This is a genomic window from Streptomyces sp. HNM0575 (assembly GCF_012726265.1).
In the GTDB taxonomy this organism is placed as follows: domain Bacteria; phylum Actinomycetota; class Actinomycetes; order Streptomycetales; family Streptomycetaceae; genus Streptomyces.
This window is the reverse complement of record NZ_JAASAG010000003.1, coordinates 724,547-747,149: the sequence shown is the minus strand read 5'-3', so window position 1 is coordinate 747,149 and position 22,603 is coordinate 724,547. Positions and strand designations below refer to the sequence as shown.

Annotated in this window: 19 protein-coding genes; 10 read left to right on the top strand and 9 right to left on the bottom strand. The window is 72.1% G+C overall.

The window, feature by feature from the left end:
- Positions 1 to 4: 4 nt before the first annotated feature.
- The 4 genes from HCC61_RS11225 to HCC61_RS11210 form a co-directional block, all read right to left on the bottom strand.
- A complete protein-coding gene (locus HCC61_RS11225) occupies positions 5 to 805 on the bottom strand; it encodes an SGNH/GDSL hydrolase family protein (protein WP_169135133.1) in 801 nt (266 codons plus the stop codon).
- 487 nt (positions 806 to 1,292) lie between these two features.
- Positions 1,293 to 2,132, bottom strand: a complete 840-nt coding sequence (locus HCC61_RS11220) for an SAM-dependent methyltransferase (RefSeq protein WP_169135132.1) — start codon at positions 2,130 to 2,132, stop codon at positions 1,293 to 1,295.
- A 13-nt stretch (positions 2,133 to 2,145) separates the two neighbouring features.
- Positions 2,146 to 2,406, bottom strand: a complete 261-nt coding sequence (locus HCC61_RS11215; RefSeq protein WP_169135131.1) for a DUF397 domain-containing protein — start codon at positions 2,404 to 2,406, stop codon at positions 2,146 to 2,148.
- A 3-nt stretch (positions 2,407 to 2,409) separates the two neighbouring features.
- Positions 2,410 to 3,279 carry a Scr1 family TA system antitoxin-like transcriptional regulator gene (locus tag HCC61_RS11210; RefSeq protein WP_169135130.1) on the bottom strand — a complete coding sequence of 290 codons (870 nt, stop codon included), beginning with the start codon at positions 3,277 to 3,279 and terminating at the stop codon, positions 2,410 to 2,412.
- A gap of 186 nt (positions 3,280 to 3,465) precedes the next feature.
- On the opposite strand from HCC61_RS11210, the gene HCC61_RS11205 reads away from it, so the two are divergent.
- Together HCC61_RS11205 and HCC61_RS11200 are read left to right on the top strand one after the other, a co-directional pair.
- On the top strand, positions 3,466 to 3,948 hold the full coding sequence (locus HCC61_RS11205) for an ATP-binding protein (protein ID WP_346777136.1): 483 nt from the start codon (positions 3,466 to 3,468) through the stop codon (positions 3,946 to 3,948).
- 466 nt (positions 3,949 to 4,414) lie between these two features.
- Positions 4,415 to 5,473, top strand: a complete 1,059-nt coding sequence (locus HCC61_RS11200; RefSeq protein WP_169135128.1) for an EamA family transporter — start codon at positions 4,415 to 4,417, stop codon at positions 5,471 to 5,473.
- Between the two features lie 81 nt (positions 5,474 to 5,554).
- Here HCC61_RS11200 and HCC61_RS11195 read toward each other — a convergent pair whose 3' ends face one another.
- Positions 5,555 to 7,036 (bottom strand): amino acid permease, encoded by a 1,482-nt coding sequence (locus HCC61_RS11195; protein ID WP_169135127.1) that lies wholly within the window; start codon positions 7,034 to 7,036, stop codon positions 5,555 to 5,557.
- A 354-nt stretch (positions 7,037 to 7,390) separates the two neighbouring features.
- On the opposite strand from HCC61_RS11195, the gene HCC61_RS11190 reads away from it, so the two are divergent.
- Both HCC61_RS11190 and HCC61_RS11185 read left to right on the top strand, forming a co-directional pair.
- Positions 7,391 to 7,666, top strand: coding sequence for a hypothetical protein (locus HCC61_RS11190; RefSeq protein WP_240968781.1), 276 nt, complete (start codon positions 7,391 to 7,393; stop codon positions 7,664 to 7,666).
- Positions 7,667 to 7,975: 309 nt separating this feature from the next.
- Complete coding sequence (locus tag HCC61_RS11185; protein WP_169135126.1) at positions 7,976 to 9,010, top strand: sigma-70 family RNA polymerase sigma factor; 1,035 nt, start codon at positions 7,976 to 7,978, stop codon at positions 9,008 to 9,010.
- Between the two features lie 65 nt (positions 9,011 to 9,075).
- Here HCC61_RS11185 and xylA read toward each other — a convergent pair whose 3' ends face one another.
- On the bottom strand, positions 9,076 to 10,242 hold the full coding sequence (xylA, locus tag HCC61_RS11180) for a xylose isomerase (RefSeq protein ID WP_169135125.1): 1,167 nt from the start codon (positions 10,240 to 10,242) through the stop codon (positions 9,076 to 9,078).
- Positions 10,243 to 10,369: 127 nt separating this feature from the next.
- On the opposite strand from xylA, the gene xylB reads away from it, so the two are divergent.
- The 4 genes from xylB to HCC61_RS11160 all read left to right on the top strand — a co-directional run bounded on the left by xylB (position 10,370) and on the right by HCC61_RS11160 (position 15,910).
- A complete protein-coding gene (gene xylB, locus HCC61_RS11175; RefSeq protein ID WP_169135124.1) occupies positions 10,370 to 11,833 on the top strand; it encodes a xylulokinase in 1,464 nt (487 codons plus the stop codon).
- An 86-nt stretch (positions 11,834 to 11,919) separates the two neighbouring features.
- Positions 11,920 to 13,128 (top strand): ROK family transcriptional regulator, encoded by a 1,209-nt coding sequence (locus HCC61_RS11170; RefSeq protein WP_169135123.1) that lies wholly within the window; start codon positions 11,920 to 11,922, stop codon positions 13,126 to 13,128.
- Positions 13,129 to 14,047: 919 nt separating this feature from the next.
- Positions 14,048 to 14,206 (top strand): hypothetical protein, encoded by a 159-nt coding sequence (locus HCC61_RS11165; protein WP_169135122.1) that lies wholly within the window; start codon positions 14,048 to 14,050, stop codon positions 14,204 to 14,206.
- Between the two features lie 177 nt (positions 14,207 to 14,383).
- Positions 14,384 to 15,910, top strand: coding sequence for an acyl-CoA synthetase (locus HCC61_RS11160; protein ID WP_346777135.1), 1,527 nt, complete (start codon positions 14,384 to 14,386; stop codon positions 15,908 to 15,910).
- Positions 15,911 to 16,032: 122 nt separating this feature from the next.
- Here HCC61_RS11160 and HCC61_RS11155 read toward each other — a convergent pair whose 3' ends face one another.
- Positions 16,033 to 17,046, bottom strand: coding sequence for an alpha/beta fold hydrolase (locus HCC61_RS11155; RefSeq protein ID WP_169135120.1), 1,014 nt, complete (start codon positions 17,044 to 17,046; stop codon positions 16,033 to 16,035).
- Positions 17,047 to 17,205: 159 nt separating this feature from the next.
- Here HCC61_RS11155 and HCC61_RS11150 point away from each other — a divergent pair, with 159 nt between their 5' ends.
- Complete coding sequence (locus HCC61_RS11150; RefSeq protein ID WP_169135119.1) at positions 17,206 to 18,639, top strand: lipase maturation factor family protein; 1,434 nt, start codon at positions 17,206 to 17,208, stop codon at positions 18,637 to 18,639.
- Between the two features lie 145 nt (positions 18,640 to 18,784).
- Here the strand turns inward: HCC61_RS11150 and HCC61_RS11145 are convergent, their stop codons facing one another.
- Positions 18,785 to 19,972, bottom strand: coding sequence for a mandelate racemase/muconate lactonizing enzyme family protein (locus HCC61_RS11145; protein WP_169135118.1), 1,188 nt, complete (start codon positions 19,970 to 19,972; stop codon positions 18,785 to 18,787).
- Positions 19,973 to 20,123: 151 nt separating this feature from the next.
- A complete protein-coding gene (locus HCC61_RS11140) occupies positions 20,124 to 21,479 on the bottom strand; it encodes a Xaa-Pro peptidase family protein (protein ID WP_169135117.1) in 1,356 nt (451 codons plus the stop codon).
- A 72-nt stretch (positions 21,480 to 21,551) separates the two neighbouring features.
- Here HCC61_RS11140 and HCC61_RS11135 point away from each other — a divergent pair, with 72 nt between their 5' ends.
- Complete coding sequence (locus HCC61_RS11135; RefSeq protein WP_169135116.1) at positions 21,552 to 22,466, top strand: LysR family transcriptional regulator; 915 nt, start codon at positions 21,552 to 21,554, stop codon at positions 22,464 to 22,466.
- Positions 22,467 to 22,603 lie beyond the last annotated feature (137 nt).

The window sequence follows — 22,603 nt, the reverse complement described above, 5'->3', positions numbered from 1 at the left end:
AGGGTCACGCGTTCTGCTCCATCACCGGAAGGTAGCCGCTGGACTGGCCGGCCTCGGTGGGGTGGTAGGACTCCCCGATCGGGACGGTGACGCTGTGCAGCCACGAGTCGCCGGAGCAGATCTCGTGCCCGGTGAAGGCGCCGCGCACGTCGCCGAACGCGAAGCCGTGGTCGGCGGCCCGCTTGGCGATCGTGTCGTCGATCAGGTCGGCCGCGGAGTTGATCGCCGCGCGCGACTCCTCGCTGATGCCGACCGAGCAGTCGCCGTTCAGCTTGTAGATGTGCGGGTAGCCCAGCACAACGACCTTGGCGGAGGGCGCCCGTTCACTGATGGCGTTGTAGACGGAGTCGAGCTTGCCGGGCAGGGTGCCCGTCACATAGCTCTTCGCCTCCTCGATCTTCTCCAGGCACACGCTCTCGCCTTGCAGCACGCACGCCTGCATGGTGTCGGCGAAGCCCGCGTCGTTTCCTCCGATGCTGATGCTCACCAGGCCGGTCGAGGCGTTGAGCGGGCCCAGCTGGTTGGCGAGTACGTCGTCGGTGACAGCACCGGAGCATGCCGTGAAGTCGAACGAGGCAGGCGAGTTGGCCGCGGCCCACTGCTGGGAGTACGCCTTCGAACTCCGCTTGCAGTCACCGCTGTCGCCGTAGTCGCCCGCTCCGAGTCCGGATGAGTAGGAGTCGCCCAGTGCGACATACGCCGGGGCCGCGTCCTGCGCGTGGGCGGGCACGGCCCCGGTAAGGGTGATGACTCCGAGGGACGACGCCACGGCGGCACCCGCGGTCGTCCATCTGCGTGGCTTCATGGGACCTCTCATGGTGGGGGGAACATGGAGGGTGCTTTTGTCATGTACACAGCTATCAGGCGCCGGCCTCGACTGGAAGTGCTCATGTCAAAAATGTTGCCGGAGCGGTGACGGCCTTGTGGAGCAAGGGTGTTGATGAAGATCGCCGAAGCCGGACGCCGGGCGCACTGCCCACGCCCCGACGACTTACGGTCCGGTTCCGGTCATCACGCGGTACCGGAAGGTAGCTTCCACCAGGAGAAGATCCCTACACGCACGCGGAGTTGCGATTTACGCGCGTAGGCGGCGAGACAGGCTTCGAACTTCGAAGCATTTCAACTGCCGTGGCACGCGGGGCAGTTGGGAAGGGCGAGGCCTACACCGGCCCCGGACGCGAACACGACTGCGGGCGGCGGCCGCCCTCATGAAGGTCATGAAACGGCGGACGCCGCCCGCGAACTCTCCCCTGCGCCGGACCGGACCGCGGTGGCCCAGCGCGCCCGCCGCGTCAGGCTCCGTCGGCGAGGCCGCCCTTGATCCCGACGCCCGCGTAGCCCCGGTGGTCGACGAGCTCCTCCTCGCTGGGCACGGGACCGTCGGGGCGCCACAACGGCGGCTTGACCAGGCCCGGTTCGAGCAGTTCGAAGCCGTCGAAGTAGGACAGGACCTCGTCGTGTCCCCGGGCGATGAGCTGCGCCGTCGAGTTCTTGTACACCGAGGACGCCTGCGCCATCTCGTCGGCCTCGTCGAAGTCGGCGGTGATGTGCGACAGGACCAGGCAACTGCCCTCGGCCAGGCGGCTGGTGAGTGCCGAGAGGATCTCCCGGGGGCCCTCGTCGTCGACGATGAAGTGGACCACGGCGCACAGCGTCAGGGCGACCGGCTCACGGAAGTCGATCAACTCCCGGGTGACCGGGGCGTCGAGGAGCGCGTCGGGTTCGCGGAGGTCGCCGAGCACGAAGCCCGCGTTCCCCGAGTTGGTCAGCTTCGCGCCCGCGTAGGTGGCCACGATCGGGTCGTTGTCGACGTAGACCACGCGCGTGTCCGGCGCCACGGCCTTCGCGACCTCATGGGTGTTGGGCGAGGTGGGTATGCCGGTGCCGATGTCGATGATCTGCCGGATGCCCTGTTTCACCACGGTGCGCACCGCCCGGTGGTGGAAGACGCGGTTCCCCTGCGCGGTGGGGCGGATGAACGGGGCGTGCCCGAGGACGCGTTCGGCAGCTTCCCTGTCGACCGCGTAGTTGTCCATACCGCCCAGGTAGTAGTCGTACATCCGGGCCGGGTGCGGCGTGGTGGTGTCGATCTGCTGGGGGCTGAAGCCCGTGTCCGACACGTCGTCCTCCATGTGTTCGGGCCGGTCAGTCGTATCGCGTGGCGGCCGGTCGGGCTAGCAGGAAGTCGGCGTCGCCGGCCTGGACGCCCTTGATGAACTTCTTGATCTCGTGGGGGGCGTAGATGAGGGCGGGACCGTCGGGGTCCGTGGACTGACGCAGCGCCACCCGTCCGTCGTCCAGCTTCAGCGCCTCTACACAGCTGCCGCCGTTGCCGCCGCTCCAGGGCTTGTGCCAGCCCTCCGTGCCGAGGTGCTTGGCGGGCATGCCGTTGTAGATAGGACCCATGGTTCAGATCTCCTTGCGCATCGCACTGAGGATCGCCTCGGTCCGCGACACGGGCGCGGCCTGAGCGCACATCCGGTCCAGTGCCTCCAGGAACGTCGTCACGTCGTCCCGCTGGTCGAAGTAGACGGCCCCGACCAGGCTCTCCGCGCATGCGACGTCCGGCAGTTCGTCGATGGGGAACCGGAAGAGGTGGAACGGGCCGTACATCGCGGGGTGCGGTCCGACGCTGAACGGCATGACCTGGAGCCTGACTTGGGGATGCCGTCCGGCCTCGATGAGGGCGTCGATCTGCTCACGCATCACCTCGGGGCCGCCGAGGGAGCGCCGCAGCACGGTCTCGTCCATCACCACCCACAGCATGGGCGGTTCGTCCCGGTCCAGGATGGCCTGACGCTCCATCCGCAGCGCGACCTGACGCCGGACCTCCTCCTCCGGCACGTGGGGCATGCCGGCGCGGAGCACCGCGCGGGCATACGCCTCCGTCTGCAACAGCCCCGGCACGTAGTGCGGTTCGTAGGCGCGGATGACGTGCGACTCGCTCTCCAGGCTGACGAACGCGCTGAACCACTCCGGCAGCACATCGCGGTAACGGTGCCACCAGCCGGGCTGGTTGGCCTGCCGTGCCAGGGCGAGGAACTGGTCGACCTCGGACTGGTCCGTCACCCCGTAGGTCTGGAGCAGCTTCTCGACGTACAGGACCTTGAGCCCGACCTCGGCCTTCTCCATACGCCGGACCGTGGCGTGGGTGACGTCGAGGGCCTGCCCCGCCTCTTCGTACGAGAGGCCGCACTTCTCACGCAGATGCTGAAGGCGTCTGCCCAGAACCACTCGCAGGACGGTGGGTGCGCCACCGCCCGACCGCGAGTCCACCACTATCGCTCTCCCTCAACTGCTGGCATGGGCAAGCAGTTTGGCATGGACGCCTTGTGGGGGGACAGTCTGACTCGAACGATTCTGTAATTTGCAGACTGATCCTTGCCAGGTGTGACGCGACAACCCCATAGTGGATCCGTGGCTTCCCCCCATGACGCCCTCTCTTTAGAAGATCGGCCCCCTGCTGTGTCGGTACGCCCGCTACGGGACGCGTTCCGTCTGCCCGCACTGGACACCTCGGTTGCGCAGGCGAGAAGACGAGTTCTCGACCGCCTCCACGAGTGGCGAGTCGATCAACAGGCATGCGAAGACGCCCAGTTGCTGGTGTCGGAGCTGTTCACCAACGCCGTGCGTCACACGGCCAGCGAGAAGGTCAGCTGTGAACTGTGGCTGATGGGCCTGCGATTGTGCCTGGAGGTGACCGACCAGGGCGGAGGTCCGGACCCGCTGCGGCCCCGCCCCGGCGACCCGGTGGACACGGACGGGGAGAGCGGACGCGGGCTGCTGCTGGTGAGCGTCCTGGCCGACGACTGGGGCATCCGGCGCAGCCTCGACGGCGGGGCCGGCGGCGGGCACGCCGTGTGGGCGGAGCTGACATGTTCCCGTAGCGACGGAGACCGGCCCGGCCCATGGGCCGCCGATGACACCAGAACCCCGGGGGGACCGTAGCGGCCGGCCCTCGTCGCGAGCCGGCCGCTGCCAGCACAGCGCCACTGCCCTGCACGGGGGGCGGTGGCGCTGAGCTGTGTCCGCAGGCGATGCGCGAGGCGGACCGGGCGCCGTGCAGGACGCGAATCCGGGGTGCCGTGTACGGCGCGAATCCGGGGTGCCCGCCGGATCCCGCTTCGGTTACGCTCCCGGGCATGGACAGGATCTACTGGCACGCGGTCACACCGCCCCCCGCGTCCCGCTGAGGGCGCACTGATCCGCGGGCGGACGCCGGCACGGCACCGCTGCTGCCACGCCACCGCCCGCTCCCCCGGCACCGGAATCGGCGGGCCGCCTCGACGCGGCTCCCCACGGCGGCATGCCACGCCGCACCGCCACAGGGTCTTCCGGTCTGCCGCGGCCTGCGGCTGCGCCCTCTCCGACCGACCGTCTCCAACGGCCTTCAACGGATCAGGACGCAATCCGCATGACATCTTCTTCTGCCGGTTCTTCTGCCGGCTCCTCGTCACGCCCGCACGCCCATGAGCCCTCGGGCACGGCCCCCGACTCGCCCGCCCCGCAACGGAGTTCGCCCGCGGAACCGCCGTCCGGAGGCCGTCACGGGCACACCGGTCCGGGGTCCCTGCTGGTGCTTGCCGCGGCGGCTCTGTGGGGCACCACCGGTACGGCCGCGAGCTTCGCCCCCGCCGCGGCCTCCCCCCTCTCCACGGGCGCCGCCACCATGGGCGCCGGCGGCCTCCTCACCTTCCTGCTCGGGGGACGTCCGGCACTGCGCGTGCTCCGCGCCGGGCGCCCCGTGCGGATGTGGGCGCTGCTGGGCGGTGCCGCGGTCGCCGTGTATCCGCTCGCCTTCTACTCCTCGATGGACCGTGCGGGCGTGGCCGCCGGCACGGTCGTGACCATCGGCTGCTCGCCCGTCTTCGCCGCGCTGCTGGAGCGGCTGCTGGCGGGCGTGCGGCTGACACCGCGCTGGCTCGCGGCGACCCTGTCCGCCGCCGCGGGGTGCGCGCTGCTGACACTTACCGCCGGAGACGGGGCGGAGACGGGCCGCGACGTGCCGGGCGGGGTCGCGCTCGCGCTCCTCGCCGGTGCCTCGTACGCCGTCTTCACCTGCTACGGCGCGCAGATCATCCGCGCCCGCCACTCCTCCCGCGCGGCGATGGGCAGCATGTTCGGGCTGGGCGCGCTCGTACTGCTTCCCGTGCTGGCCGTCACCGGCGGGCCGCTGCTGGGCGCTCCGCACGGCCTGCTTGTCGCCGCGTATCTGGCCGTGGTTCCGATGTACGTGGCCTACGTGCTCTTCGGTGCGGGTCTGGCCCGTGTACCGGCGGGCACGGCGACCACCCTGTCCCTCTTCGAGCCGGTGGTCGCCGCGGTGCTGGGCGTGGCGGTGGTCGGCGAACGTCCCGGCGCGTGGGCGTGGACGGGCACGGCGCTGGTGCTGCTGGGGCTGCTCGTCCTCACCGTCCCGGTGCGCAGGCGGATGCGCAGGCCTATGCGCATGCCGGGCCGCTTCCGGCGCTGATCACACCGGCCGCATGCGTGCGGGCGGCGGCGCACCGGATGCTCCGGCACACCGCCGCCCGCTGCGGCCTTCGTACGGCGGTCAGCTCTCCACCGCGGACGACGGCTCCGGTTCGGCGGCCGGTTCGGTGCTCTTCAGCGAGTTCCTGCGGTGGAGCAGGATCCCCAGGACGAGCACGACGGCGCCCACCGCGACGGACATCAGCATCTGCTCACGGCCGTCGTCGTCGTAGAACATGTAGCCGATGACGAAGAGCATCAGGGCGATCGTGGCGTACGTCAGATACGGGAACAGCCACATGCGCACCGTGTGACGCTCCGGCATGTCCCGCTCGATCACCCGCCGCAACCGCAACTGCGAGAAGCAGATGACGATCCAGACGAAGAGCGCCACCGCTCCCGAGGAGTTCAGCAGGAACTGGAAGACGGTCTTCGGCGACGTGTAGTTGAAGATGACGGCGACGAACCCGAAGGCCACCGACGCCCAGATGGCCGTCGCGGGCACGCCCCGCTTGTTCACCTGCGCGAAGGTCCTGGGTGCGTCACCGCGGCGGCCGAGCGAGAAGGCCATGCGGGAGGCCGTGTAGAGACCGGAGTTGAGACAGGAGAGCACGGCGGTCACGACGATGATGTCCATGATCGTGCCGGCGTGCGGGATGCCGAGCTGGTTGAGGGTCGCGACGTACGGGCCCCTCTTCGCCACCTCGTCGGAGTTCCACGGCACCAGCATGACCGCGAGGGCGACCGAGCCGAGGTAGAAGGTGCCGATGCGCCAGATCACGCTGTTCGTCGCGCGGCGCACCATCTTCTCCGGGTGGGGCGACTCGCCCGCGGCGAGCGTGACGATCTCGCTGCCCATGAAGGAGAAGACGACGAGCAGCATGCCGGAGAGGATCGCTCCCGGCCCGTGCGGCAGGAAGCCGCCGTGCGACGTCAGATTGGACGCCCCCGTGGCCTCCGAGCCGGGCAGCAGACCGAAGACGGCGAGTCCGGCGAGCACGATGAAGGCGGTGATCGCCACGACCTTGATCCCGGCGAACCAGAACTCGAACTCACCGTAGGAGCCCACGGAGGCGAGGTTGGTGGCGGTCAGCAGCACCATCACGATCAGCGCCCACGCCCACTGCGGTACGGCGGGCAGCCACCCGGTGAGGATCGTGGCGGCCGCGGTGGCCTCGACGGCCAGCACGACGACCCAGAACCACCAGTAGAGCCAGCCGATGGTGAAGCCCGCCCACCGGCCGAGGGCGCGGTCGGCGTACGTGGAGAAGGAACCCGAGGAGGGGTCGGCCGCCGCCATCTCGCCGAGCATCCGCATCACCAGGACGACGAGCAGCCCGGCGATGAGGTAGGAGACGATGATGCCCGGGCCGGCCTTCGCGATGCCTGCTCCGGAGCCCACGAAGAGACCGGCGCCGATGATCCCTCCGATCGCGATCATCGACAGGTGGCGGTTCTTGAGCCCCGCTCTCAGCGAGTCCTGTTCCGCGGGCGCCTCGGCGGGCGGATGCCCGGAGCGCTCTCCGTCCGCACTCTCGGTTACTTTCGATGGTCGCGTGCCCATTTGCAAGTTCCTTTATTTCCCTGGGCAATTCCCCGAACCGAGTTTCATTCAAAGGCTCTGCCACGGAATTCTCTGCGGAGTAAGTCAGTGGGACACTGAACCGCCAGAAAAGGCCGACGGTCAATGTGATCTGCATCACCATTACGGTGCGTAGATCGCCGCCTGCTCAGTGATGCCGCGAGGTGCGGAGCTTCCGGTACGGGGCAGGACATTCCGGCCCCGTAACCGCCGTCCGCCCCGTCCGGATTCCGCGAAAGGCACACCGACAGACGGTCGCGTGGAACACACGCGCCCGCCGGCGCGTTCCATTACCAGATCCCGACGAGATGGACAAAGCGGACGGAGGCATGGCCCATGGGCACCGAGCCGGGGGGCCGCAGCGGGAACGGGGAAGAGGAGCGCGGCAGCGAAAGGCAGGACTGGGACGAGGAGTTCGCCCTCGACGAGGACTTCATCCGGGGTGCCGAGGTGAAGGAGCCCGCGGCCCGCACGCGCATGCTCCGCGAGCACTGGCGCCAGAGCCCGCCCGAGCCCCAGCCCTGGCGCGCGGACGATCCGCCCGCGGGCTGGTTCTTCAGCAAGAGCCGGAGGCGGGCGCGCAAGCGGCGGCGCGGCGGGGACGGCGGCTGAGACTCGCGGACCACGGCCGCGGATGGCGGCCGGGAGCCGGCGGCCCGAGGTGGAGCGGGCATCTTGCAGGGAATTGCACATCGTCGACGTGCTCCCGCGTCCTGCCTGGCGCACGATCGCCCTCACGTGGCTCTTCTTTACCAGCCGGACCATTCCGGTTCAGTGCCTGGTCGGCGGAGAATGTCCGTATCGGTAGCAGTATGAACCGAGACATCTCATGGATCCGGACCCGAGATTCGTACCCGATTGCGATACTTACCGGCCGGATCACCGCCCGCCACCGCGGCGTTCAAGGCGAAAGGCCGGATCATGACAGACAGCACCGTCGGCGACTCCCTCACCTCGTCCGCCGAGGCCCCGCTCACCCGAGACGATCTGCTTGACCGGGCACAGCCGTACCGCCGCGAGCTGCTGGCGCACTGCTACCGCATGATGGGCTCGGTGCACGACGCCGAGGATCTGGTGCAGGACACGTATCTGCGCGCGTGGCGTGCGGCGGACCGCTTCGAGGGGCGCTCCTCGCTGCGTACCTGGCTCTACAGGATCGCGACCAATGCCTGTCTGACCGCGATCGAGAGCCGTGGCCGCCGGCCCATGCCGTCGGGGATCGGCGCTCCCAGCGACGATCCGGAGCGGCCCGTGGTGGAGGCGCCCGAGGTGCCGTGGCTGGAGCCCGTGCCCGATGCGATGTTCCGGGGAGAGCAGCCGTCCGACCCGGCCGCGGTCGTCGTCTCCCGGTCCAGCATGCGGCTCGCCCTCGTGGCCGCTCTCCAGCATCTGCCGCCCAGACAGCGGGCCGTACTGCTGCTGCGCGAGGTACTCAAGTGGCGGGCCGCGGAGGTCGCGGAGCTGCTCGACACCACGACGGCCGGCGTCAACAGCGCGTTGCAGCGTGCGCGTGCGCAGCTCCAGGAGGCCGCACTCACGGAGGAGGAGCTGTCCGAGCCGACCGATCCGGCGCAGCGCGAACTGCTCGACCGCTACGCCAAGGCTTTCGAGAACTCCGACGTCAGCGCGATCGTGCAGCTCTTCAAGGAGGACGCGGTCTGGGAGATGCCTCCGTTCCCCGAGTGGTTCCGCGGTCGCGACGCCATAGCGCGGCTCATCGGCGCGCAGTGCCCTATAGGTCCCGGCGAGGGTCTGATGATGCCCACCGCCGCCAACGGCCAGCCCGCTTTCGCGCTCTACAGCCGGCATGAGGGCGGCGACTACAAGCCGTTCCAGCTGCATGTGCTGACGGTCGAGGACGGGCGCGTGGCCCATGTGGGGGCGTTCTTCGGCGCGGATCTCTTCCGCGTGTTCCAGCTGCCCGGCTCGGTGCCAGCGGACGCCGCCCGGCGCTGAGTCCGGACGGCGCCCGCGGCCGGGCCCGTCCCGTGCCGCCGCCTGCCCATCCGGCGGCGGCCGCCTCAGACGCCCAGCAGGTGGTCCATCGCGAGCTGGTCGAGGCGTTCGAAGGCCATTCCGCGCGCGGCCGCCGCGTCCGCGTCGAAGTCCTCGAACGCGGAGCGGTCGGCGAGCAGCGCTGCCGGTGTCTCGCCCATATCCAGCGTGGGCAGGGCGAGTTGGTCGAGCCGTGACTCGCGCAGCGCCTCCCGCACGGCGGGGTCGGCGCGGAAGGCGGCGGCGCGTTCGCGCAGGATCAGGTAGTTGCGCATGCAGCCCGCGGCCGAGGCCCACACCCCGTCGTAGTCCTCGGTGCGGGGCGGCTTGAAGTCGAAGTGCCGTGGCCCTTCGTAGCCTCCGCTCTCCAGCAGGTCCACGGTCCAGAAGGCGGCGCGCAGATCGCCGGCGCCGAAGCGCAGGTCCTGGTCGTACTTGATGCCCGACTGGCCGTTGAGGTCGAGATGGATGAGCTTGCCCGACCACATGGCCTGGGCGATGCCGTGTGGGTAGTTGAGGCCCGCCATCTGCTCGTGGCCGACCTCGGGGTTGACGCCGAAGAGCTCAGGGCGCTCCAGCCGGTCGATGAACGCCAGGGCGTGCCCGACGGTGGGCAGCAGGATGTCGCCGCGGGGCTCGTTGGGCTTCGGCTCGATGGCGAAGCGCAGGTCGTAGCCCTGCTCGGTGACGTACTCGGCGAGGAGGTCGAACGCCTCCTTCATGCGGTCCAGTGCCGCGCGCACGTCCTTGGCCGCGCCCGATTCGGCGCCTTCCCGGCCGCCCCAGGCCACATAGGTACGGGCGCCCAGCTCGGCGGCGAGATCGATGTTGCGCATGGTCTTGCGCAAGGCGTAGCGGCGCACGCCGCGGTCGTTGGCGGTGAAGGCGCCGTCCTTGAAGACCGGGTGGGAGAAGAGGTTGGTCGTCGCCATCGGCACGACCATGCCGGTGGTCTCAAGCGCCTGCCGGAACCGCTTGATGTGCGCCTCCCGCTCGGCGTGCCCCGTGCCGTACGGGACGAGGTCGTCGTCGTGGAAGGTGATGCCCCAGGCACCGAGACCGGCGAGCCGGTGCACCGCTTCGACCGGGTCGAGCGGGGCACGGGTCGCTTCACCGAACGGGTCGCGTCCCAGCCAGCCCACCGTCCACAGACCGAAGCTGAACCTGTCCTCCGGCGTCGGCTCGTAGCTCATCGGGCCGCCCCTCTCTCCGTGGCGCATCCTTGCGCCCACAGCTATTAGTCATGACCGTTGACAAATTAGTATGCGCCCAGGGCAGCAGCGTGGGAAGAGACCTCGGGACGAGGAGGGTGAAGGGTTCATGGCCGCACCAGAGGGACCGTTCGTCATCGGCGTGGACAGCTCCACGCAGTCGGCAAAGGCACTGGTGGTGGACGCCGCCACCGGAGAGGTCGTGGCGCGCGGACAGGCGCCGCACACCGTGACGCCCGGGCCGGGCCACGAGAGCGACCCCGAGGAGTGGTGGCAGTCGCTCGTCACCGCTCTCGAACAGTGCGGCCCGGCCGCACAGGAGGCCTCCGCGATCTCCGTCGGCGGCCAGCAGCACGGGCTGGTCACCCTCGACGCGGACGGCCGGCCCGTACGTCCGGCCCTGCTGTGGAACGACGTGCGGTCGGCGCCGCAGAGCGACCGTCTCATCGAGCGGCTGGGCGGGCCGGCGGCGTGGGCCGAGCGCTTCGGCAGCGTCCCGGCCCCCGCCTTCACGGTCACCAAGTGGGCCTGGCTGCTGGAGAACGAACCGGAAGCCGCCTCCGCCACGGCCGCCGTACGGCTGCCGCACGACTATCTGACGGGCCGGCTGACCGGCGAGGGCACCACCGACCGGGGCGACGCCTCCGGCACCGGCTGGTGGTCGGGCTCCACCGGCGCATACGACGAGGAGATCCTCGAACTCGTAGGCCTGTCACCGAAGTTGCTGCCGCGGGTGCTGTCCCCCGGCGAGGCCGCGGGCACCGTACGGCCCGATCTGCCGCTCCCCGCGGGCGCGCTCGTCGCGGCGGGCACCGGGGACAACATGGCGGCGGCTCTCGGGCTGGGCCTGCGGCCGGGGCAGCCGGTGCTCAGCCTGGGGACCTCCGGCACCGTGTACGCGGTCTCCACGCGCCGCCCGGCCGACCCGAGCGGCACCGTCGCCGGCTTCGCCGACGCACGCGGCGACTGGCTGCCGCTGGCGTGCACCCTCAACTGCACCCTCGCAGTCGACCGGGTCGCCGCGCTGCTCTCCCTCGGCCGGGAGGCGGTGGAAGGCGGCGGCGAGGCCGTGCTGCTGCCCTTCCTCGACGGTGAGCGGACGCCCAACCTCCCTTACGCCTCAGGCCTGTTGAGCGGACTGCGGCACGACACCACTCCCGGGCAGGTGCTTCAGGCCGCGTACGACGGCGCCGTGTTCGCGCTGCTGCGGGCGCTCGACCAGGTGCTGGACGGGACGGGCACGGACGGGGCGGGCACGGACGGGCCGGACGCCGGTGACGGGAACGCTCCGCTGCTGCTGATCGGCGGCGGCGCCAAGGGCACCGCCTGGCGCGAGACCGTGCGCCGCCTTTCGGGCAGGCCCGTGCAGGTGCCGCGCGCCGAGGAGTTGGTGGCCCTCGGCGCCGCGGCACAGGCGGCGGGGCTGCTGCTGGAGGAGGATCCGGCGGCCGTGGCGCTGCGCTGGGGGACCGCGCAGGGCCCGTCCTACGAGGCCGTCCCGCGCGACGAGGCGGCCGTGATCCGCGTCGCGGACACCCTCGCGGGTGCGGATACCCTGCTCCGGCAGCGCTGACCCCGGCCCTCCCGCGGAGCCCTCGGCGCCCGGCCGCGGGCCCCCGGCCTCATCGAATCCGCCCCGGAGGAACGGACCTCAAGCACATGGCAGCCCCACCGCCCAACTCGCAGCAGGAGATGCGGCAGCGGAACCTCTCCCGTGTGCTCTACGCGGTCGCGGGCGCCGGACCCGTCTCGCGTGCCGCGATCGCCGGGAGGATCGGGCTGACGCGGGCGTCGGTCTCCACGCTCGTGGAGGAGCTGGTGCGTGCCGGGTTCCTCGTCGAGCTGGGCCCGGGGCGCTCCGGCGGCGTCGGACGGCCCGGCAACGCCCTCGCGCTCACCGGCCTGGGGCCGTGCGGCCTCGGGGCGGAGATCGGAGTCGACCACCTCACGGTGTGCGCCGTCGACCTCGGCGGCCGGGTGCGTGCCCGCGCAGGCGACGAGACGCCGAACGGCGAAGCCGGCCCGGACTCCGTGCTGCGGCGCCTGAGTTCGCTCGTGGAGCGCGTCGGCGAGGAGGCCGGAGCGGCGGGGCTGCGCCCGGCGGGACTGGCGGTCGCCGTGCCCGGGCTCGTCACGCGTTCCTCGACGAATGTGGTGCGGGCCCCGAACCTCGGCTGGTACGACACGGATCTCGCCGCACACCTCGGCGGCGCTCACCAGCCGCTGCCGCTGACGGTGGAGAACGAGGCCAACTTCGGTGCGCTCGCGGAGCTCTGGCTCTCCGAAGGGGAGTCCGAGCGGCGCGACTTCATCCATGTCTCCGCCGAGGTCGGCATCGGGGCGGGAGTCGTCCTGGACGGTGAACTGCTGCGCGGCACAAGGGGGTTCGCGGGCGAGCTGGGCCATGTGCCGGTGCAGCCGGACGGGCCCCGCTGTGCGTGCGGGGGCTCCGGATGCCTCGAACAGTACGCGGGTGAGGCGGCGTTGCTGCGTGCCGCCGGCATCGCGGTGCGCGGCGCGGGCGGGCGTACCGCCGCTCTGTCGCGGCTGCGCACCCTCGCGGGCGAGGGCGACGAGTCGGCGCTGCGGGCGCTGCGCCGGGCCGGCAGGGCGCTCGGCGTCGCGCTCACCGGCGCCGTGAACCTTCTCGATCCGCGGGCGGTGCTGCTCGGCGGCGCGCTGACCGGGCTGGCACCGTGGCTGCTGCCCGCGCTGGAACGGGAGTTGCGGCAGCGCACGGCCACGCCCGGCGCGGTCCCGGAGGTGGCGGCCTCGGCGATCGGCGGGGACGCTCCGTCGCTGGGCGCCGCGCACTCGGTCGTACGGGCGGTGCTGAACGATCCGCTGCCGTACGCGGTGGTGCACTGACCGCGTGCACTGACCGTGGGCGCTGACAGCGTGCACTGACCGTGGGCGCTGACCGGGGCCTGCCTCGGCTGCCCGGGACGGGGGTCGACGGTCAACACCGGGGCGTGCTTAAGCACTTCGGGGGATTACGGGACGGATGCCGTGCCGTCGGCACACGGCGGCCCACATGCTCGACCGTGTGACACGACGCCGACCATGGCACCGCACCGCATCGACTGCCGTGGCCGGTGCGGCACTTGCTCTGACCTGCACCGCACCGGCCACCGCCTGCACCGCCCCGCCTGCCGCGACCGGCAACGCCGGCCAGACCGGCCGCATACCCGCACCCGTCGCCGACGCCCTGCCGGCTTCGGCGTTCGCGTCCTCGGCGTCCATCGGCTCCCGTCCCGTGCTTGACGAGGACGGGACCCTCATCGAGGTGGCGGCGCGGACGAGCGGATGTACGGGAGCAGCGCTCGCGGTCGGCCACGGGACCGCCTCCGGTCGGGAAGCGGCCCCGCACACGGGTTGTCGCGCGGCGGAGTGCGACTGCGTGCCCGAAGTGCCGCCGTCCGCCCGCCTCTTCCCGTGGCGTGCCGCCGCCCCCTCGTTCCCGCAGGCCTCGGCACCGGTGGCCACGCTTCCGCCCGTACCGGCGTCCCCCGGCACGCCGAAGCCGCCGCGCTCCGGTCCCACTGCCCCGCCGCTGCCGCCTCCGAAGACCTCTCCCCCGCCGGGAACCGACCCGCCGGCTGCCGCGCCAACCTCGCCGGAACACAGAGGAGTTGCCGCTCGGGCGCCCGTCGTGCGTCTGCCGCCGGGGCCGCGCTCCGAAGACCCGGCACCGGCGCGTTCCCCGGGCCGCGCGCTCCGCGAAACCGACCCGCCGCGCATCGCACCCGGCAGGCTCGATCCGGTCAGAAGGCATCAGGAGGGCACGATGCCGCTCACCCCGCGCTTGCTGCTGCTGGTCGCTCCCGCCGCGCTCGCCGTTGCGGCGCTGCGCGTCCGCCGGGGTGGCGAGGCCGCTCCGGAGGCGGACTCGCCGTATGGCGGCCCCGGTTCGGGCTCGCCGCCTGATCGCCCCTTCGCCCGCTGACCAGGGCGACGGCAGGCGCCCGGCGACGGGCGCCTGCCGCAGGCATCAACGGCGAGCCGACGGGGACGTTCACAGCGCCCTCTCCCCGTGCGGTCTGCGACGTCACAGGCGGATGAGATGCTGACCGTCGACGGTCGTGACCGGCCGTCCAGGTCGGGAACGTCCGAGGAGAACCGGGTGTCACTGCTCTTCCCCGCGCTGCACTCCGAGTCCAGCCGCACGGCGCTGCGCTTCGGCGAGCGCGCCCTCAGCTACCACCGGCTCGCGGCCGCCGCGGGCGAGACGGCCGACCGCCTCGGTCACGTGGGAAGGGTCGCGATCTGGGCGACGCCCACCCTGGAGACGGCCGTGGCCGTGGTGGCGGCGCTGCTGGCCGGTGTTCCCGCGGTGCCGGTCAATCCGCGCAGCGGCGAGCGCGAACTGGCACACATCGTGAGCGACAGCGCCCCGTCGGCGGTGCTGGCGGAGGCCGGCGCCGAGCTGCCCGAAGCGCTGGCCGGCATCCCGCGTACGGACATCGCCGTCGAAGGCGAGGACGCCGCCGCGGCATGGGCGCTCGCTCCCGAGCCGAACGCCGAGTCCGCGGCCCTCATCGTCTACACCTCGGGCACGACGGGCCCGCCGAAGGGCGTCGTCCTCTCGCGCCGGGCCGTCGCGTGCACCCTCGACGCGCTGGAGGACGCCTGGCAGTGGACGGACGACGACGTCGTCGTGCACGCGCTGCCGCTCTTCCACGTGCACGGCCTGATCCTGGGCGTCCTCGGCCCGCTCCGCCGCGGCGGCAGCCTGCATCACCTGGGCAGGTTCTCGCCGCAAGGGGTGGCGAGCGCCCTCGCCGGTGGCGGCACCATGCTCTTCGGGGTGCCGACGATGTATCACCGGCTGGCCGAGGCGCTGGATTCCGAGCCGGGCCTCGTCGAAGCGCTCTCCGGCGCACGGCTGCTGGTGTCGGGCTCGGCGCCGCTGCCGTTGCCGGACCATCAGCGCATCACCGGGGCCACGGGCCGCCATGTCGTCGAGCGGTACGGGATGACGGAGACGCTGATGAACACCAGCGTCCGCGCCGACGGGGAGCCTCGTCCCGGCACCGTCGGTGTGCCGCTTCAGGACGTCGATCTGCGCCTCGTCGACGACGCGGGCAAGCGGATCACCGTCGCGGACACAGACGCGAAGAGGGACGGGGACGCGAACGGGGACGGGGGCGCAGCGGGAGCGGAGACCGTGGGCGAGGTCCAGGTGCGGGGCCCGAACCTGTTCACCGAGTACCTCAACCGTCCGGACGCCACGGCGGAGGTCTTCGACGGCGGCTGGTTCCGTACGGGCGATCTGGCCACGCAGGACGCGGACGGCTATGTGCGGCTGGTGGGACGGAAGGCCACGGACCTCATCAAGAGCGGCGGCTACAAGATCGGGGCGGGCGAGATCGAGAACGTGCTGCTCTCCCACCCCGCCGTCGCCGAAGCCGCGGTCACCGCCGCTCCCGACCCCGATCTGGGCGAGCACGTCGTCGCGTGGATCGTGCCCGCGGACCCGGCGGCGCCGCCGGACGGCGAGGAGCTGGCGGACTTCGTGGCCGGGCAGCTCGCGCCGCACAAGCGGCCCCGCACGGTGCATCTGCGCAAGGCACTGCCGCGCAACGACATGGGCAAGATCCTCAAGCGGGAGCTGACCGCGGGCCACGGCGAGGAGCAGACCGCGGGCTGAGCCCGCCGCACGTCGCCCGCCGGGGGCACGAGGCGCGCACGCGCACGCGGCCCGTCCCCGCCCGTGCCTGCCGCGACCGCCGCTCGGCCCACGCGGTCCATGGGTTCCGCGGCACCGGCCCCCTACCGGCTTCCCGTGAGCCCCGCCCCGTCCGGGCCCAGCCCGTGCTCAGCCAGCCAGCTCAGCTGCCGGTGAGTCTGCGAGCCATGCCCCCCGGCGTGGTCGCCGAACTGCCAGACGACGACGTCCTTGTCGGGATGCGCGTAGTGGTTGTACGCGGCGAAGCCGGTGGACGGCGGGCAGACCGTGTCCATCAGCGCGACGCTGAACAGCGCCGGAACGTCTGAGGCCCGGCGGGCGAAGTGCAGCCCGTCGAAGTAGTCGAGCGTGGAGAAGACGCCCTCGGGGTCGTCACGGGTGTGGACGCCGAGGTAGTGCGCGATCTCCGGGTACGGACCGGCCGTCGCCAGCTGTGCGCCGCGCCGGATGTGGCAGAGGAACGGCACGTCAACGAGCGCCGCCGCGACCTCCGTTCCCGCGAGCGCGGCCACCGCCAGCGCCAGGCCGCCGCCCTGGCTGTGACCGGTGACGGTCACCCGCTGCGGATCGACCGCCGGGTGGCTGCGCACCGCGTCCACGGCCCGTACGGCGTCGGTGATCAGGCGGCGATAGTAGTGGTGTTCCGGGCCGTCGATGCCACGGGTCATGAAGCCGCCCACGTACTGGGGTCCCGGTACCGGATCGGGGTCGGGCGTGGCATGCCCCTGGCCGCGGCTGTCGACGACGAGATGGGCGTAGCCCGCGGCGCTCCACAGCAGATGATCGGTGTGCAGTCCTCTACCGCCGCTGTAGCCGATGTAGTTGACGATCGCGGGCAGCGGCGCACGGGCATCACGCGGCAGCAGCAGCCACGCCGCGACCGGCTGCCCGTCCCAGCCGGGGAAGCGCACGTCGTGAACGTCGACGGTGCGCAGCGGCGAGTCCGCAACCTTCGGGAAGCGGGCCTCCGCTCCCGTGCGTGCCGCCGCGCGCGCTCCCTCGATCGTCTTCGCCCAGAAGTCGTCGAAGTCGTCCGGCTCGGCGATACGTGGCGCGTAGTCGCGGAGCTGTTCCAGCGGCATGTCGGTCAGCGGCATTTCTCTCCTCGGCGAGCGCTCCGGCCTGGGCCTCCTTCCGCCGCGGCCGGAAAGCCACAGCATCGCACGGGCCACGGCGGCGCCCTCCGCGGACCGCATGCCCGAGGCTTCACTCCCGCCGGCGCCCATGACCGCGGGCGACGGTGGTATCCGTGCCCCATGGACTGGTTCACGGCATCCGACTACTGGCTGAGCCGGCTCGTGCTGCAAAGGGCACTGGCCGGCGTCTATCTGGTCGCCTTCGTGTCGGCGGCCCTTCAGTTCCGTGCGCTGATCGGGGCGCACGGTCTGCTGCCCGTGCCCCGGTTCGTGCGGAGGGTGCCCTTCCGGGCCTCGCCCAGCCTCTTCCACTGGCGCTACTCCGACGGGCTGTTCGCGTGCGTGAGCTGGGGCGGCGCGGCACTGGCGGCGGCGGTCGCCGCGGGTGCCGCCGACGCCGTGCCGCTGTGGGCGTCCATCGCGATGTGGGCGCTGCTGTGGCTTGCGTATCTGTCGATCGTGAACGTCGGGCAGCTCTGGTACAGCTTCGGCTGGGAATCGCTGCTGCTGGAGGCCGGTTTCCTCGCGGTCTTCCTCGGCAACGCCGAGACGGCGCCGCCCGCGCTCGTGCTGTGGCTGCTGCGGTGGCTGGCGTTCCGGCTGGAGTTCGGGGCGGGACTCATCAAGTGGCGTGGCGACCGCTGCTGGCGGGAGCTGACGTGTCTCGACTACCACCACGAGACACAGCCGATGCCGGGACCGCTGAGCTGGTTCTTCCACCGACTGCCGAAGCCGCTGCACCGCGTCGAGACGGCGGCCAACCATGTCGCCCAACTGGTGGTGCCGTTCGGGCTGTTGATGCCGCAGCCCGTCGCCACCTACGCGGCGGCCGTCGTCATCGTCACGCAGCTGTGGCTCGTGGCGTCGGGCAACTTCTCGTGGCTGAACTGGCTGACGATCGTCATCGCCCTTGCCGCGGTGGACGGTTCGGCCGTCGCCGGGGCGCCGCCGTCCGTCGCGGCGCCCCCGCCGGCGTACGTGGTGCTGGTCTGCGTCGTGACGGCACTGGTGCTGGTGCTGAGCTACTGGCCCGTCCGCAACATGGTCAGCCGGGGCCAGCAGATGAACGCGTCCTTCAACTCCCTGCACCTGGTGAACACTTACGGCGCCTTCGGCAGCGTCACCCGCGTACGGCACGAGATCGTCGTCGAGGGCACGGACGAGGAACAGCCCGGCGAGGAGACCGTGTGGCGGGAGTACGAGTTTCGCGGCAAGCCCGGCGATGTGAGCCGTCTGCCGCGGCAGTTCGCCCCGTACCACCTGCGGCTGGACTGGCAGATGTGGTTCGCGGCGCTCTCCCCCGCCTATGCGGGCGGCTGGTTCGAGCCGTTCGTCGCCCGGCTGCTGGAGGGCGACCGGGACACGCTGCGGCTGCTGCGGCGCAACCCCTTTCCCGACGTGCCGCCCCGGTACGTACGGGCGCTGCTGTACCGCTACCGGTTCACGACGCGCGAGGAGCGGCGGGAGACCGGCGACTGGTGGCACCGCACGCTGGTGAGGGAGTTCATGCCGCCCGTACGTGCGGCGGAGGGCGAGGAGCGGACGGGACGGTAGCCCGCCGCGGCGGAGCGCGATGTGCCGCGGCGGAGCGCGGCGGGGTCCGGCCCGGCCGCACCGGGCGGGCCCCGGCTGGTCCGCGCCCGGGCCGACCGCCGTCCCACGGATCCGGACGCCGTCCACCGCGCCCGCCCGCGCCGGCCTACCGCTTCGGCAGCGCGGGCGCCCGGCTGAGCGCGAGCGGATCGTGGAAGGAGAATCCCGCACCGGACTCCCGGTACAATTCGGCGTACTTGCCGACCTTTTCGGCGTCCAGCTCCACTCCGAGCCCGGGGCCCGTGGGAACGTCGAGACAGCCGTCGGAGTAGTTCTCCAGCGGCCCCGCGAAGTCTCCCTTCACGATGTCGTCCGTCAGCAGCGCCCCGTAACCCTGGTTCGCACAGCGGAAGTTGGGCGTGGAAGCGATGACGTGCACGGCGGCTGCCACGGCGACTCCCAGCTCGCCGAGGGAGTGCTTGACCACGGGCACACCGGCCGCGGCGCAGATCCCGGCGGAGCGCTTGAGGTTGAGCAGTCCGCCGTCCATCTGCTGGTCGGCGGAGACGACGTCCGCGGCGCCCTCGCGGAGCACGGCGAACTGGGAAGACCGCGTCCACGACGCCTCGTTGGCGAGCAGCGGAGTGCGGATGCGGGAGCGCACATAGGCCATCTCGGGCAGGTTCCGTCCCGACACCGGCTGTTCGACGAGCTCCAGTCCGTACTCCTCCATCGCCGTCACGGCACGTACGGCCGCGCCGGCCGACCATGCCTCGTTCGCGTCGACGCGGATTCCCATGCCGGGGCCCGCGCCCTCACGCAGGGCGGCGAGCCGCGCCAGGTCGGTGCCGAGGTCGTCGGCGCCCACCTTGAGGTAGCACACGCGCGCCCCCGCCCCGGCGGCGCGGGCGCCCTCCGCGCGCACCTCGCCGGGCTCGGCGGCCGCCACATAGTGGAAGAACTCCACGCGGTCGCGGAACCGGCCGCCCAGCAGACCGGCCACGGGCATCCCGCACGACTTGCCCAGCAGGTCCCAGCAGGCGGTCTCCACAGCCGCCGCGGCCGGGCTGGAGGACCCGGTGTGGTGATAGGTGCCGACGACGTCGATGCGCTGCACGAGCTGCTCGATGCGGAGCGGATCGGAGCCGACGACCAGGGGCTCCATGCTGCGCAGCGCACCGAGGACGGCGTCCGCGGACGGATAGGCCGCGGCCTCCCCCAGGCCGGTCAGTCCCTCGTCGGTGTCGACCTCGACGAGAAGGGAGACGAGGCCGCGGCGGCGTCCGAACGCCCAGACCTCGTCGGTGCGGTAGGGGACGGCGACGGGCGTGGCGCGTACGCGTGTGATGCGCAAGGCGGGCCTCCTCAGGGGCGTGGGCGGGGTCGAATCCGGCTGTTTTGCCGGGAGTTGCTGTCCTGCCGGGAGTTGCTGTCCTGCCGGCAGCTGATGGGCACGGCGGGGGCCGGCTCCGGGCGGAACGAACCGCGCCCGGTGCCCGCGCCGGTCAGCCGGGGGCCGGGACCGTGAGCAGTCCGGGCGGGGCGTCGGGCGTGCCGGTGAGCAGTTCGCAACCGTTCTCGCCGACGAGCGCGGTGTCCGACACCACGTATCCGGCGGGGTGTTCGACCCACGACATGAGGTGGAAGACCATTCCGGCGCGTACGCGGGTGCGTCCTCCCGCCCTGATTCCGAGCACCGATCCGCCGCCGACCCAGCTCGGCGGGAACCCGGCCCCGGTGAGATAGCCGCAGTGGTGACGGCACGGACGCCGCCCGGCCGACTCCGCGACCGCGTCCGCCCACGCCGCGTACACCTCGCCCGTGCGGACGCCCGGCACGAGCGCCGCGCGCGCAGCCGCCAGCCCGGCGAAGGCCGCCCCTGCCGCGACCCGCGCGCCGGGGGGCGGATCAGCGCAGTAGACGGTGCGGCTCATGGGCGCGTGGTAGCGGTGCACACAACCGGACAGCTCCACGAACAGCCCCTCCCCCGGGCCGATCCGGTGCTCGCACCAGGTGACGTGCTCCTGCCCGAGCCTGGCGGTGGAGCGGATCAGCGGCACGAAGCCGGGCTGCTGCCCGCCCGCCTCCGTCATGGCCCGCTGTGCCTGCGCTGCGACGTCCCGTTCGCTCACTCCGACGTCCGCGGTGGCCAGCGCGGCACCCATGGCCACGCCCGAGACGGTGGCCGCACGGCGCACAAGAGCCGTCTCGGCGGGCGACTTGATGCGCCGCAGCCGTGCGGGAAGCGCGGAGCAGTCCGTCCAGCGGAGCCCCGGAAGGCGCGCGCGGATGCGGGTCAGCACCGCGGGCGGGAAGGACATCGACTGCTCCTCCACGCCCACCGTGCCGCCCGCCGGGCAGGCACGCTCCAGCTCCTGTGCCGCGACGCGTGCGGGGTCGCGGCCGTCGCCGTACAGCGCGTGGCGCACGTGCGGGACCTGCTCGCGCAGCGTGCGGCGCTCCATGCGGCGGGCCACGAGCACCGGCGGTCCGCTGCGCGGGAGTACGAGCAGTGTGAAGGCGAAGTGGCCCAAGTGGTCCAGGCCCAGCAGGTAGTGGATGTTCTCCGGGCTGGCGAGCGCCAGGGCCGCCAGCCCCCGGCGGCGCATCGCGGCGCGCAGCCGCGCGAGGCGGTCGGCGTACTCGTCCGGGGAGACCGGAGACGTGACGGCGGCGGTACCGGACACGGGTGCGGGTGCGGGGACGGTGCCGGGTGCGGGGACGGTACCGGATGCGGGGACGGTACCGGGAACGGGGACGGTACCGGGAACGGGGACGGTGCCGGGTGCTGGGACGGCGGCGGTCACGGAGGCGGCGGCCGCGGGACCGCCCGCGTCGCAGCCCAGGAGATCGGCTGTCATGCCGCCAGTGTGAGCACCCCGTACCCCGCACAACCAGCGACGATTTCCGATGCCGGGCGTTAGCGTGACTACATGTTCTACGAGGTGCGGCGCCTGCGTCTGCTGAGGGAGCTGGCCGCACACGGGACGATCGCCGCCACCGCCCAGGCCTGCTCGCTGACGCCGTCCGCCGTCTCGCAGCAACTGTCGCTGCTGGAACGGGAGGCGGGCACCCCGCTGCTGGTCCGCGACGGACGCCGGGTGGTGCTCACGGAGGCCGCGAGGGTCCTGGTCGCCTCCACCGAGCGCGTGCTGGAGGAACTGGAGCGTGCGCGCGCCGAAGTGACCGCGCTGAGCGGCAGCGTGCGCGGCACCGTACGGCTCAGCAGCTTCCCCAGCGCCGCCGTCGCACTCGCCGCCCCCGCCATCGCGGCCTGCCGCGCCGCCCATCCCGATCTGCGGGTCCAGCTGGACGAGCGTGAGCCGGAGGAGTCCGTGCGCGGCCTGCGGCAGCACACGTGCGACGTGGCGCTGGTCTACGAGTACAACCTGCTGCCGAGGCTTCCCGACGAAGGCGTGCGCCTTCAGCGGCTGTTGGAGGAGCCGCTGGTGGCCGCGCTGCCGCCCGGACACGAAGCCCCGGCGGACGGAGGCCCGCTCGCGCTGGCGGACCTCGCCCGGGAGCCCTGGATCGCACCGCACAGCGACAACGCCCTGCGCACCGTGCTCGAACGCGCCTGCCAGCAGGCGGGTTTCGAGCCGCGACTCGACTACGCCAGCGACGACTACACGGTCATCATGTCGCTCGTCGAGGCGGGGCTGGGCGTCTCGCTCATCCCCCGGCTGGTCGCCGAGCCGCTCTCAACCGACGTACGGCTGTGCGAAGTTGCCGGGCTGCGGCTGACGCGGAGGATCTCCGTCGCGGCACGTGCGGGGGCCGCGCGGGATCCGGGGGTCGCCGCGGTGGCGGCCGCTCTGCGGGAGGCGGCCGAACTGACGGACCGGTGACATCCGTTGCGGGCGGACCTGACGGCGCTGGTCAGCGCCCTACGGTGAGCGTGTGAGCACATCGACCGACAGGCCCGCCACCGGGCCGGCTCCCGGGCCCGGGGCCGAAGCCCCCTCGCGACATACGGAACGCCGGC

Coding starts and splice junctions, on each gene's coding strand:
- HCC61_RS11225 (WP_169135133.1), bottom strand. CDS start 805: ATGAAGCCACGCAGATGGACGACCGCGGGTGCCGCCGTGGCGTCGTCC.
- HCC61_RS11220 (WP_169135132.1), bottom strand. CDS start 2,132: ATGGAGGACGACGTGTCGGACACGGGCTTCAGCCCCCAGCAGATCGAC.
- HCC61_RS11215 (WP_169135131.1), bottom strand. CDS start 2,406: ATGGGTCCTATCTACAACGGCATGCCCGCCAAGCACCTCGGCACGGAG.
- HCC61_RS11200 (WP_169135128.1), top strand. CDS start 4,415: ATGACATCTTCTTCTGCCGGTTCTTCTGCCGGCTCCTCGTCACGCCCG.
- HCC61_RS11195 (WP_169135127.1), bottom strand. CDS start 7,036: ATGGGCACGCGACCATCGAAAGTAACCGAGAGTGCGGACGGAGAGCGC.
- HCC61_RS11190 (WP_240968781.1), top strand. CDS start 7,391: ATGGGCACCGAGCCGGGGGGCCGCAGCGGGAACGGGGAAGAGGAGCGC.
- HCC61_RS11185 (WP_169135126.1), top strand. CDS start 7,976: ATGACAGACAGCACCGTCGGCGACTCCCTCACCTCGTCCGCCGAGGCC.
- xylA (WP_169135125.1), bottom strand. CDS start 10,242: ATGAGCTACGAGCCGACGCCGGAGGACAGGTTCAGCTTCGGTCTGTGG.
- xylB (WP_169135124.1), top strand. CDS start 10,370: ATGGCCGCACCAGAGGGACCGTTCGTCATCGGCGTGGACAGCTCCACG.
- HCC61_RS11170 (WP_169135123.1), top strand. CDS start 11,920: ATGGCAGCCCCACCGCCCAACTCGCAGCAGGAGATGCGGCAGCGGAAC.
- HCC61_RS11165 (WP_169135122.1), top strand. CDS start 14,048: ATGCCGCTCACCCCGCGCTTGCTGCTGCTGGTCGCTCCCGCCGCGCTC.
- HCC61_RS11155 (WP_169135120.1), bottom strand. CDS start 17,046: ATGCCGCTGACCGACATGCCGCTGGAACAGCTCCGCGACTACGCGCCA.
- HCC61_RS11150 (WP_169135119.1), top strand. CDS start 17,206: ATGGACTGGTTCACGGCATCCGACTACTGGCTGAGCCGGCTCGTGCTG.
- HCC61_RS11140 (WP_169135117.1), bottom strand. CDS start 21,479: ATGACAGCCGATCTCCTGGGCTGCGACGCGGGCGGTCCCGCGGCCGCC.
- HCC61_RS11135 (WP_169135116.1), top strand. CDS start 21,552: ATGTTCTACGAGGTGCGGCGCCTGCGTCTGCTGAGGGAGCTGGCCGCA.